Origin of the sequence: Streptomyces violascens, assembly GCF_014649955.1 — a bacterium.
GTDB classification, from domain to species: Bacteria; Actinomycetota; Actinomycetes; order Streptomycetales; family Streptomycetaceae; genus Streptomyces; species Streptomyces violascens.
In genome coordinates this window covers 250,996-263,489 of the sequence record NZ_BMUA01000009.1, presented here as the reverse complement: position 1 = coordinate 263,489, position 12,494 = coordinate 250,996, and the positions used below count along the sequence as shown (strand labels likewise).

9 protein-coding genes are annotated in these 12,494 nt (G+C 66.0%); 2 read left to right on the top strand and 7 right to left on the bottom strand.

The genetic code is table 11. The annotated features are described in order from the left end of the window. Positions 1–38: 38 nt before the first annotated feature. Positions 39–227 (bottom strand): hypothetical protein, encoded by a 189-nt coding sequence (locus tag IE206_RS20560; RefSeq protein ID WP_308433939.1) that lies wholly within the window; start codon positions 225–227, stop codon positions 39–41. A gap of 354 nt (positions 228–581) precedes the next feature. On the opposite strand from IE206_RS20560, the gene IE206_RS20555 reads away from it, so the two are divergent. Next, positions 582–728 (top strand): hypothetical protein, encoded by a 147-nt coding sequence (locus IE206_RS20555; protein WP_189964027.1) that lies wholly within the window; start codon positions 582–584, stop codon positions 726–728. A gap of 875 nt (positions 729–1,603) precedes the next feature. Here the strand turns inward: IE206_RS20555 and IE206_RS20550 are convergent. The 6 genes from IE206_RS20550 to IE206_RS20525 all read right to left on the bottom strand — a co-directional run bounded on the left by IE206_RS20550 (position 1,604) and on the right by IE206_RS20525 (position 12,126). Beyond that, positions 1,604–7,363, bottom strand: coding sequence for an FG-GAP-like repeat-containing protein (locus IE206_RS20550; protein ID WP_189964025.1), 5,760 nt, complete (start codon positions 7,361–7,363; stop codon positions 1,604–1,606). A gap of 1,458 nt (positions 7,364–8,821) precedes the next feature. Then, positions 8,822–9,118 carry an HAD hydrolase-like protein gene (locus IE206_RS20545; protein WP_189964076.1) on the bottom strand — a complete coding sequence of 99 codons (297 nt, stop codon included), beginning with the start codon at positions 9,116–9,118 and terminating at the stop codon, positions 8,822–8,824. Then, entirely contained in the window at positions 9,067–9,615 is a 549-nt protein-coding gene (locus tag IE206_RS20540; RefSeq protein ID WP_189964023.1) for a flavoprotein, read from the bottom strand. Before IE206_RS20540 ends, IE206_RS20545 begins: the two co-directional genes overlap by 52 nt. A 40-nt stretch (positions 9,616–9,655) precedes the next feature. Next, positions 9,656–10,198, bottom strand: coding sequence for a flavoprotein (locus IE206_RS20535; RefSeq protein ID WP_189964021.1), 543 nt, complete (start codon positions 10,196–10,198; stop codon positions 9,656–9,658). Between the two features lie 88 nt (positions 10,199–10,286). After that, a complete protein-coding gene (locus tag IE206_RS20530; RefSeq protein ID WP_189964020.1) occupies positions 10,287–11,627 on the bottom strand; it encodes an NsdA family TPR-like regulatory protein in 1,341 nt (446 codons plus the stop codon). 25 nt (positions 11,628–11,652) lie between these two features. Further along, positions 11,653–12,126, bottom strand: a complete 474-nt coding sequence (locus tag IE206_RS20525) for a hypothetical protein (protein ID WP_226599820.1) — start codon at positions 12,124–12,126, stop codon at positions 11,653–11,655. 36 nt (positions 12,127–12,162) lie between these two features. Between IE206_RS20525 and IE206_RS20520 the strand changes: the two genes are divergently transcribed. Then, positions 12,163–12,420, top strand: coding sequence for a hypothetical protein (locus IE206_RS20520; protein WP_189964018.1), 258 nt, complete (start codon positions 12,163–12,165; stop codon positions 12,418–12,420). The last annotated feature ends 74 nt before the right edge of the window (positions 12,421–12,494 follow it).

The window sequence follows — 12,494 nt, the reverse complement described above, 5'->3', positions numbered from 1 at the left end:
CGGGGCCGCGGGGGCGGGGCGGGGCGGAGGCCTCCGCACTACGAGCGGGGTCCGGCCCCCGCCTCAACCGCATCCAGCGCGATCCGCCACGGATAGCCCCCGGGGCTTCGCTCGCCCGGCTGATTCGGTACGAAACCGCCGTCGCCGTACAGCACCGTCACCCCGGCCGAGCGCAGCACCTCCAGGGACTGCTCGAACTGCGGATGCCGGACATAGGCAGCGTTCACGCACGGCATGTCTCCTTCGCCTGATGATTGAGCGCATTCCAGAAGGGGCCCGAGTAGAGCATGTGGCGAGTGGCGAGAATGCCGGAGGCGGCGCAGTGGGGCCTGCCATCTGAGGGTGTACTCGGGATACCGGGAGCCGCCGGAAGCAGTGGCCCGGATCGACCTGAAGCCAGGTGATCCTGTCTACCTGAGACCGGACGGCATGATCGACACGAGTCTGCCGGATCTCGCACGGTCCAGAGAATTCCGGAATCCGGAACGGGAATCGGAGCGTAATTAAATCAGGGACATCCGAATGCTTCTTGAGTCTTTGTCGTCGCGTGGGTGCTGTGGCGGGAGGCAACTGAGCAGGATTTGGCAGACTTCCGTGACCGGCGGTGCCGAGCCCTGGAGAACCCGCAGCGGATCAGCGGGACGAAGTGGAACTATGACGCGGCGGCGTTCACGAAGCTGTTCAAACAGGGGAAGGTCTACCCGCTGCCGGTAGATATTTCCCGGTGAGATTACCGGGCCCCGGACTCCGTCAATTCGTGGGGACATGCCCGGGCGGGCACAGCAGCACCGGGGTGGGAGGCACGCACGGAGATCCACGGTTCCAAGGTCTTTTGGCGCCAGCTCGAATCTGCGGTCGGGGACCCACCTGGGCTCCCGACGTCCTATTCCCCGCCGCTGAGCCGCTTGAAGCAGGTCACCGTCGACTCCGATCGAACGACTGTCGGAGCCAAGAGAACTTGATACGGCGATACCAACGAACCTGCGCACGGACAAGGTGCGTGCCGCGTCGACGTGAAGGGCAGCTGAGCTACCATTGGAAAGCCGATGGAGCCTCCACCTTGAGAGGCGGAGGCTCCATGATGGCAGTTGTTCAACGACGCGAACTCGCGAACGGACCAGCGCCCATTCGACGTTTCGGTACGGAAAGAACCGGCGAAGAGCTACCCCTCAGATTCCTGGTGAATCCCCATGAAGGGCCTTCAGGTCCCGCACATCCGCAGTATCGCCCCAACCTCTACGTAGGCACGAGGTAAGAATTGCAGCGGAATACGACCTTATAGCCGCTACCACATCACCGGAAGGCAGTACGACGTTCCGGGGGCTGCCCCCTCCGACAGATACCTCAACCTTTCCCTCACCCACCCTCTCGAATTCCACCCAAAACGGACCATCGAAAAAGTGGACTCGATGGGACTTGAATTCGGCGCGCCGGATCCTGTCACTCACTCGCAAAAATTCGCAAGCCAGCGCCACCGGCAGGTCGTTCCAGTCAGCTTCGGGAAACCCGCACCCGTCCAGGTTTACCCAAACCCCGCCCCACACTGTTGCGGCTGCTGAAATTTCCATGGACTCTTCGGTGTGGCAGATTTCGAATCTCACGGTCACCGCCAAATCGGATATGCCGTCTCGATCAAATTTGTGGCCCTGTCGAACCACATTTCGATCATCAGACCGTCGGTCATGCCTTGAAGTTGGATTCGCGACCCTTGGGTCTTTACGCTGCGGCCGAACCGGTAGGCGTTGAGGACTGCCTTTTCGATCTTTGCCGGAGACCACGAATCGGGGAACTTCGTCTTTATCCCGCTCTGCTTGTATATCTTCCCGTTCGCGGTGTGCCTCTCCAAGACATGCACCATATCAACAGCGACTGCCTTCCATGAGGGTAGGTTGACCCTTGCGGCTGCCCACAGTCCACCTTCCGTCGCCGCCCTGGGCCCGCCGCTCAAAGGGAAGGGCACCATGGAGCCGTACAGACCATAGTTGTAGCCATCAGTTTGGCTGAGGCATGCCGCATACGGATCCATGTAGCTGAATGCCCCGAAGGACATTCCGTCCACTATTCCGGTTCCTGCGCCGCCGAACTGCTGGATGAGATCCTTACTCAGGGCGTCGGCGGATCCCTTTGCTACGGCGCCTGTGCCGCCCTGCTGGGCGTTCTTGTGGTCTTCCTTGCTGCAGTCGCTTTTGGTTCCGACTCTTCCGTTGAAGAAGTCCTTGACGTCTGCCCAGACGCTGCACATGCCGCTGGGGTCGGTCCGGTTGGTCGGGGCGTTTTCAACGTATCCGTAGGGCGTGCCGTAGGGAGTTTCCTGGCTCGGGTTGTAGGGGTCCTGGCTGGTGAAGCGGCCAGTGTCGGGGCTGTAGTTGCGGGCGCGGAGGTAGTAGCCGGCGGCGCTGGTGGTCGGTTCGCGGTATTCGCCGGTGTAGGTGAAGGGGTTTGCCGGCGGGGCAACGGCTGTATTGGCCTGGGTGACTTCACCGAAGGCGGTGTAGCTGTAGCTGGTCTGGAGAGCGCCGTTCGTGTCGGTGAGGTCGGTGACCGAGCCGATCAGGTCGCGGTGGTGGTAGTAGGTCCCGGCGTCGGTGGTCTGAGCCTGGATCTGGCCGAGCGGGTTGTACTGGTATTGGGCGCTCAGGGCGCCGCTGCTGTTGTAGTCGGCGGCCGCGAGGGGCAGGGAGTGGTTGATGTCCCAGACCGTGCTGCGCTGGAGACCGCTGCCGTCCTTGGAGGCTGTGGCCCGGTTGCCGTCCGCGTCGTACGTGTACGAGTAGCTGGCGCCGTTTGAAGCGGCGGCGGTGAGGCGGTTGTTGGCGTCGTAGGCGAACGTGTCGCCCCCGGCGCCGGTCTGGTTGCCGTCGGCGTCGTAGGTGAATGCGCGGGTGGTGGAGCCGGTGACCGTCTGCGTCAGCTGGTCGGCGTTGTCGTAGGTGTAGGTGGTGGTGGCGCCGGCCTTGTTCTGGGTCTTGCGGTTGCCGACGGGGTCATAGCTGAACGTCATGGCCGAACCGGCGTCCGGGCACGTGTCCGCCTTCGTGACGGACGAGCAGTCGGTGAGGAGCCGGCCTGCCGGGTCATAGGTGTAGTACTGGTAGCTGGCGGGCTTCCCGGCGCGGGTGACGTCGATCCGGGCTGGCTGCCCCGCACCATCGAATACCTGCGACCAGCTGGCCAGCGTCGACATTCCCTTGACACTGCTGATGGCGGCAAGGCGGCCGGCATTGTCGTAGGAGCGCTGCTCCGTATAGCCATTGGTGGCGGGGAGCTGGGTCGTGGTCAGGTTGCCGGCCGGGTCGTAGCTGTAGTTGATGGTGCCCGTAGCGGTTGTCTCGGAGATGCGCTGGCCGTCGTCGTTATAGGCATAGCTGGTCTTCGAGCCGCCAGCGGGAGTGGTGGCGACGGCGGCACCGGTCAGGTGGCCCTGGCCGTCGCCCTTCCAGATGCGGAGCTTGCCGCTGGTGTCGGCGGCGGCGATGTCGAGGTTCTTGTCGCCGTCGAATTTGCCGGGCGCCGGGTCGCCGTAGGGGGTCCAGTCGTCGGTCTGCTGGATGGGGTCCTTGAAGCCGCCGTTGCCGGCTCCCGGGTAGACGTACAGGCGGTGTGAGCTGGTGTTGAGGGCGAGGAGGTCGGGCTGGCTGTCGTTGTTGAACTCGCCGGACACCAGGCGCATGGCGCCCCAGCCGCCGCCGAGGTCCTTGCGGTCACCGAATCCGCCGGCGCCGGTACCGGGGTACAGGTAGAAGTGGCCGGTGGAGGGGTCGATGGCCAGGACGTCGGGCTTGTTGTCGGCATTGACATCGATCAGGGTGAGCCGGAAGGAGCCCCAGCCGTTACCGAGGTCCTTGCGGTCGCCGAATCCGCCGGCGCCGTTGCCAGGGTAGAAGAACAGGTGGTTGCCGACGGTGTCGACGGCCATGAGGTCCGGCTTGCCGTCGTTGTTGAAGTCTCCCGGGCTCAGGGAGAAGGAGCCCCACCCGGCACCCAGGTTCGAGGGGGCGGCAAAGCCTCCCTTGCCGTCACCGCTGAAGCGCAGTAGGCGCCCCGCCTTGTCGAGAGCCAGAAGGTCGGGCTTGCCGTCCGAGGTGTACTCACCGACGAACAGTTGCTGGAACCCGGTTCCGGATCCAGCCAGGGTCGAGCCTTCAGTGAAGGTGCCGTCGGGGCGCCCCAGGAAGGTCCGCAACCCCCCCTTCGCGTCGGTGCGGATCACGTCGGTGATGCCGTCACCGTTGAGATCCCCAGAAGCCGTCTGGGCAGCCCCGCTCCAGTCCAGCGCTGCCGGCGTGACGGGATCCATGGTGGTGGAAGTCAAGCGCCCGGCGTCGTCATAGGTGTAGCCGAAGGAGCCCTTGCCCTTGGCCGGCGTAACGGCGGTCAGCCGGCCTGCCTTGTCGTAGTCCAGGGTGCGGCTGCCAGTGGCATCAGTGATCGAACGCCGCTGCCCGATCGCGTCGTAAGCCTCCGACACGGACGGGGTGTTGTCGCTGTACTTCGTGCCCGCCGGAAGATTCCGGGCGTCGAACGTGGTGGTGACGGTGATCCCGCGCGCGTTGGTGCGGGTGATGGGGTTGCCGTCCGGGTCGTAGCCGATGGTCTGCTTACGGCCGAGCGGGTCGGTGACAGCGGCTTGTCGGCCGGCGTCGTCGTAGTCGTAGGTGGTGGTGTGTCCGTTGGGGTCCTTGCGGGTGGCGACTTCGCCTGTGGCGTTGTAGCTGTAGCTGGTCACTCCGCCATCCGGCGCGGTGACCTTCGCGATGCGCCCGAGTTCGTCGTAGCCGGTCGCGGTGACCTGGCCGAGCGGATTGGTGACGGATACAGCCTGGTTCAGTGCGTTGTACGCGGTGGTGGTGCGCTCGCCGAGCGGGTTAGTGACAGTGGTCTGGTTACCAGCCGCGTCAAAGCCGTAGGTAGTGGTGAACTTGGCCGGATCGGCACCGGTGGCGTTGCCACGTGCCTCGGTCTGCGACTTCAAACGTCCGTTGGCATCGAACGACCAGGTGCTCTTGGCTCCACTGGGGCTGGTGACGCTGGTGCGGTGGCCGTCACCGTCGTAGCCGTACCGCGTGGTCTTTCCCAGCGGATTGGTCACCGTCTCCTGCAGGTTGGACGTGGTGTACGTGTAGGCCGTGGTCTTGCCGAGCGGGTCGGTGGACCGGAGGAGGTTGCCGGCGGCGTCGTACTCGCTTTTCGTGGCCTGCCCGAGAGCGTCCGTGACCAGGGTGGGCCGGTTGAACGCGTCGTAGGCAGTCGAGGTGACGGCACCCGTCGGGTCCACCGTCTGGGTCAGGTTGCCATTCTTGTCGTAGCCGTACGTGGTAGTGAACTTGCCGGCATCGGTCCCCGGCACATTGCCGCGCGGCGAGGTCTGGGAAGCGAGCCGATTGGCTGCGTCATAGACGTACGTCGTCTTCGCACCGGCCGGATCAGTGGTCGAAGCCACGTTGCCGCGGTCGTCGTACGTGGTGACCGTGGTCCGTCCACCAGGAGCCGTCACCTTGGTGACGCGGTTGAAAGCGTCGTACTCGTAGGCCACGACTTGCTTCAGGGCGTCAGTGACCGTCTTCGTGTTGCCGTTGGCGTCATACGTGTACGCCGTGACATAACCAAGCGGATCGGTGACCGTCTTCAGCTGGCCCGAGGGCCAGTAGTCGTACGTCGTGGTGTACTGGGCCGGAGTGGCACCGCTGACGTTGCCCCGCGGGTCCGTCTGAGTCTTCAGTCGGCTCTGCGCGTCATAGGTGTACGTGGTCTTGTCACCCGTGGCATTGGTTGCCGAGGTCAAATGCCCCGCTGCGTCGTACGCGTAGGTGACGATACGGCCATCGGGGGACGTCACCTTCTCTGGCTGGCCGCTGGAGGTGTAGGCCGCCCGGGTCTCTCCGGCAGGCGACTTGGCTGAGGTGACACGGCTGGAGGCGCCGTCGTACTCGTACGACGTGGTGCCGCCCCTGCCATCAGTATGCGACGTCAGCCGATCATTGCCGTCAAACGACCACTTCTCGGTGACTCCGTCCAAAACGGAGGAAGCTACGTTGCCCCGAGCGTCATATGCACTGGTCGTCTTCTTGCCGTTGCCATCTGTCATGGTCACCGGGTTGAGTTGCTGGTCGTAGCCACGGCTTGGCCGGTTACCCACCGGGTCGTAGTGCCCTGTGAGCACCCCGGCCTCATAGACGTCGGTCCAGACGCCGCCTGAGGGGTCGGTCATGTCGGACTGACCGGAGCCAGCCGGTGCGCTCTCCTCGGGAGTCCAGGCGAAGGTGTACTTCTTACCCGCTGCATCGAGCTGCTGGGTGATGCGCCCGGACGCGGCATCATAGGTGTTTCGGGCGACCGTGTTTCCGTTCGGATCCACGATCGTGGCCAGTCGGCCACCTGCGTCGTAGGTGTACTTGGTGACACCCCCGTCCACACCGGTCGCGGTCTCCAACTGGCCGTTCGCATAGGTGTAGACGACCTTGCGGCCATCGTCCAAGGTCACTTGCGACAGCCGTCCGGTCACACCGTCGATTGTGAACTTCGCGGGGTGCCCCGCCGCGTCCACAACGGTGCCCAGGCGAGAGCCGTCGTAAGTGAGCGCGAGGCCACGACCATCGCTGTCGCGCACAGAGGTGAGGCGCCCTGAACCGTCGAAGCCGCGGCTACTGCCGTCCAGTGCCGTCACGGTGTAACCGCCGGATGACGACGCCAGGGTGAATCGAACCGGCTTCGGCGCTGTGAACGACCCATCAGCGTTCTTGGCGAAGACGATCTGCGCACCGTCACTGTCGACCAGTGTCGCCTTGCTGCTCTCCACGCTGAGCCGGGATTCAAATGACAGCGCCCAGCCCTTACCTAGCAGACCGCCCGCCCCACTGGAATTCGACCGGTATGAACGCAAGAGTGTGAACGGCAGACCCAGGCCCGGCACGCTGGCATCCGTGGCCGACTCGGTCACAGCACCTGATGCTGTATTGACGGGATCAGCTGCATAGTTCTGGTACGAGCACGTACAAGAACCGCCCATGTCATCCGGGACGCCGGGGGTGTACAGGGCTTCGGTCGCGGCGGTGGTAGCCGAAGCGCTCCACGCTGTCGGCAGCCAGTACTCCCGGTAGGTGCGCTCCGTTCCCGGCACCTTGTACCAGTGGTTCGTCATCTGCGTGGCGTAGGACACTTTGGCGTAGTAACGCGTGCCGGCCTGCAGCCCGCCGTCGTGCATCGCCCAGTAACACAGGTGCGGGAACTCCGGGAGTCCCGGCAGCTTCGGTAGCCATTGCAGGCACATCCCACCGGTCCCACCTGGTCCCACCGAGTCCTTGCTGCTAAGCCTGGTGATGGCCAATTGATTGTCCGAGGCCCGATACAACTCGATCCGCGTCATCATCGGATCGGACTGATTGGGCCCAGCCCAACCCGCCGAAACCGCAAATGTCGTCCGCCCGGGACGCACGTACGGCATCGTCAACTGCGGGTCCGTCGGCGGATTGGCTGTAATCGCCTGGGCCACCCCATCCGGCCGCAGATTCGTACCTGGATCAGGGGTGATGTCGATGGTGCTCCAGACTGCCCCTTCGAACTGGGGCCCTGTCGCGCCAACGGGTGGAGCAGCCATCGCCGAGGGCGCAGCACCACGAGATGGCAGCGACTGAAATCCGGGTTGTGTGAGCTGCTGTGATTTGAGTAGGTCCTTGGCATCCGCTCCCGGGGCCGAAGGATGCCCACTGGCTTTCGCAGCTTTCGCAGCCGCTTCTCGTGCTGCTTGTGACTGCCGCACGCTGGTTGGCGACCCTGCCAGCAATCGGTCTCCCGCCACCTGTTCTTGCCGCTCAGCGCGCGTCGCGGGCTTGGCCGGCACCAGCGGCTTAGACGTCCGGGACTTTCCAGACCATGTAGCTGGAGCCCCGAGCGAGGCCTCACCATCACGCCCCGGAACCGCCCCTACGGCGACACCACCGCCCAGCAGGGACAGCGTTACCGCCCCCACCACAGCCGTCGAGTTGATCTGCGCATAGACCAGCGCATGACAAAACCCTCCCCAAGAAGTGGGGCGCCTCCCCGACGCCCCATCCAACGATCATGTCAGCCGAGATAAAGTCCATGTCAAGCCGAGTATTCCGGCCTGTCAGGCTCGGTTTAGCAGGCCATCCGATGAGGCTTCGGCAGGACCGGGGCATTGTTTGCCGCCGGGCGCCCCGTGAATTCCCCAACAGCTGCCGTACACAGCCCTGTTCACAATGCGGCCTCCTGCCGCGTGGCCCATCGGCCTGTTGGGTTACGAGCCCACGCCAATCAACCCGTCGCCCAAGCTTCGAAGCCGGTGCCGGAGCCACTGAGTCGAGGTGAGCCGGGCTGACGGCTGGAGTGATCTGGCCCTGCAGGCATGCGCGGAACAGCCTTCGATCACGATCCGCACGTCGCGCGGAATGACCTGCCGACAGTCGCAGCAGACCCCCTCACCTTGAGACCGCGGCACGCCCGGCAGATGTCTCCCCGACACGCTCCGCCAGCGACCACCCGTTCTTCCACTCGACCGGCGAAATCAACCTCGCCACATGAGTCGACACCCACCCGCGCGGATCCGCCCCAGCGAAACGTGATGCGAAGCTCGCATGCAGCCCGGCCAGCACGTCCTGCCATGCCGCGACCTGCTCCAATCTAAGATCCACAAACACGGCAAAACCCAGCTACATCTACTCACGCGCCCCACGGCGGTCAGTACGTTAATGGGCAGCTGAGCACCCGGACACTCCTTGCCAGCGACACACCGCTCTCCCCTCCCCACGACCGAGCCGTCGCCTTCACCCCATGGCCACGGCATGGCGACGGACACGGCGGGCCGTCAGGCGAGGGAATCGAAGTGGAAGTGGAGCCAAAGCTCCCGTGGGGGCGGGCACGGGAGCGGCCCTGCTACGAGTCGACACCCATGACCAACTTCCACCAGCCGCTCCGTGTCGCGCAGATCGGACAGGACCGCGAACGGCCCGGCAGCGTGCAGTTCGGCCTCGCTGCTCCGGCCCGAGGCGACAGCAACGACCCGGACCCCGTTCGCAAGCCCCGCCTCGACATCTTCAGCTGCTCTTGGGCCTACGAGCGGGAGCCTGCCGCCGCCTCGACCGCGGTCAGGGCGAGATGCCAGGGAAACGCGGTGGGGTTCCCCTGCTTGGGCGGGTGCGACGCGTACCCGTCGGCCTCGCCGTCGAGGTAGACCACGCCCTGCGCCCGCAGGTCCGCGATGCTACGGGCCACCGCCGGTTGCGCGGCTTGCGCCTGGTTGAAGTACGGCATCGCCACCACCGGCACGCCGAGGTGGACGCCCTCGGAGACCAGGCCGAGCGCGAGCGTATCGGCGATCCCTGCGCCCCATTCGTTGAGGCTCGTGCAGCTCAGCGGGGCCACCAGCATGGCGTCGGCTTTGGGCAACGCGTCTGCCTCGCCGGGGAGTTTGTACTGCGAGCGCACGCGGTCGCCCGTCAGCTGCTCCAGTTCGCCGAGACGCGGCTCCCACCATCTCGCCGCCGACGGAGTGAGCACGAGGCACGTGTCCCAACCCCTCCCTTGGGCTTGCCGCACGGCCTCGTCGACGCATTCGGCGGGTCCGGCGGCGCAGGCGATCAGATAGAGGACTCGTGTCATGTCCGGAGTCCACAGCGTTCGGCCGTCGTCACGGCTGCCATCAGGGCCCGACAGCCGCCTCGACCGCGTCCAGCGCGATCTGCCACGGATACCCCCCGGGCCTTCGCTCGCCCGGCCGATTCGGTACGAAACCGCCGTCGCCGTACAGCACCGTCACCCCGGCCGAGCGCAGGACCTCCAGGGACTGCTCGAACTGCGGATGCCGGACATAGGCGGCGTTCACGCACGGCATGACCACGGTGGGAATCTGCTTGCCGATCGCCTCTGCGGCCACACCGATCACGAGGGCCGAAGTCAGCCCCAACGCCCATGAGTTGACCGAGTTGAAAGTGGCCGGCGCGAACAGGATGGCGGCTGCGGGCGGCCACACGTCCGGATCGCCCGGCCTCTTGTACTGCGAGCGCACCGGATGCCCGGTCAAGGTGGCCAGCCCCGGCAGAGACTCCTCCAGCCAGGAAGCCGCGGCCGGCGTCAGCCCCAGACACACGTCCCAGCCCCGCGCCTGCAGCGACTCGATCACGGCGGCGACCTCGAAGACGGGCGGGGCCGCCGAGCAGAACACGTACACGGTCCTTGAAGTCATGCCGCCAGTCGATCACATGACGTCCAACCGCCCTCGAACCGGCGGAAATCGGGGGGGCGATCGTCCGTACGCTGGTGCTCGGAAACCGTCAAGCCCCGAGGACATCCATCAAGTGGTCGTCAAGGTCGGCCACCCAGTGCTCCTGGCGCCACGGCCGCAGCTCCTGCCGAGCACGCCGCAACCTGATCGCCGGGACTCTGCCGCCCGTTGTCGCGGCGGCTCGCACACACTCGTGCAGCAGACCGGCCGCCGACTGCGGATCGCCCATGCGGATCCGGGCCAGCGCCTGGTCCGTCGTCACGATCGCACGCTGCACCTGTTCCCGTGGCGCCACCAGCACGCTCGCGGACGCGGCAAACCGGTCATGAGCCAACTGCGCGTCACCGACGTACAGTTCACACACACCCTCGAAGCCACGCAGATGCCCCGCCGTGAAGGAGCTGCTCGACGGGTCGCCGCCATGGCTGCGCTCCATGTCGAACCAGGCCAGGTCAAGGGCCGCCTGTGCCTGTCGGCCCGCACCGGCGCGGGCGGCGATCTCCGCCTGCAGCGCGTGGGCTCGCGCACGCACCACGATGCTGTCACCGGTCTGGGCGTCCCGCACCGCCGCGTCCCCCAACGCCCGCGCCCCGGTCAGACCGTGCGTCGAGTACAGGGTCACCAGAGCGTGGCTCATGTGGACGGTTGCGCGACGCCATGGATCCGGCAGCAGACCGGCCTCTCGCGTCGCTGTGGCATACAGGGCCTGGGAGGCGACATCGTCACGGGTCTCGAACGCCAGGCGGCCCGCCAGGGTATGGGCTGCCACGGACACTCCGCGCAGCCGGGCGAGGAGCGGTTCCGGCACGGGGCCGGCGATCAGCTGACGGCAGGCCTCCACCGCCGGAGTCAGCATCAACTGCAGGCGCACGAACGGCAACGAGCCCACCCGGGCATTCACGTCGGACACAACCGCCGCGAGCCCAGCCACGAGGTTCTCGTCAGTGTGTGACGGGTCCGCCAAGGCTGCGGCCAGCCCCGCACGCGTGCTCGGCGACAACAGCGTGAGCATGCCGCCGCCCTGATCCGTGGCGGTCCGGGCCAGTTGGGCACCCAGCTCCGCCAATTGCGCGGCGCTTTCGCCGAGATGAGCGAGAGCATCGATGAGCGCCGCGAAGTCCGAGCCCATCCCGAGAGCGACGGCTCCCCCTGGCGTCCGGCCGTAGAGGTGCGCGAGGAGCAGTTGATGGCGGGCGTCCGGGCGAGTCGGGCTGGCCGCTTCCCAACGGGCCACGGACCGCTGCAGCCCGGTGGCGGTGGGCAGGGAATTGCAGGGCTGCCCAAGTTCCCTCGCAATCGCGATCAGGGCACGGGCGGCGTCAGCCAGCGACAGGCCGCGGCGCTTCCGCAGGGCCTTGAGCATCGCCGCACCGATCGTCCTGTCGTCCATGACGCCATCGTGACGCAACCCGCGTCTACACGGGCACGATTAGGCGCGGTTTCCCCTTCTCCGCCGTGTAGTTGAGGGTCTGCCACGTGCCGGTCGAGGGTTCGGTGGCGTGCGGGAATCCGATGGTCATCGAGGCGTGATCGACCATCCACCGGTTCCTCGCGTGGTAGGCCGGGGTGCCCAGTTCTGCCGCACCTAGCTCGACGATGTCCTTGATGCGGCCCCTCGTGCGGGTGATGGCCTGGCGCGCCTCGGCCGGCTGCTGATCGACGGTGCCGGGCGCCACGACGGTGATGTGCGCATCGGTGTTCCTGGCCAGCCAGACCAGGGCCAGGCTGTCGATGCCCTTGGCGCCGCCGAGGTAAAAGTGCCCGTCGGCGAAGGGGGCGAGGTACGCCGCGAAGAGTGCGGCGTAGTCGTCCAGCGGGCGATGTCCGGTCGCGCGGGTCCCCGTAATCGCCACCGCCCGCATGATCAACTCCGTGTCATAGGTTGTCATATCCCGCCCAGCCCCCCGCGTTGAGATCGTCTCTGCATGGACACCGAGCTACGGAAACTCGCCGACCACCTGCGGAAGCGCGGACTCCACGTCGATCTCGACGACACGGGATCCCTGAGGGCGACCAACTCCGTCAACGACCTCGCCGAGCACATTGCCATGAACGGCAACCACTACGTCACCCCCTTCGGCTACGAGATCGGCGAACGCGGCCACGAAGCAAGCTGCGCCGAACGCATCGCCCACATGCTCGCCGCCCCCGTACAGACCGGTCTCAGGGAGGACGCCCCATGACACCCACAAGCCCCATCAAGTTCTGCCTCCACTGCGACCGCCCCATCGAGGGCGCGGCCATCAAAGTCACCGGC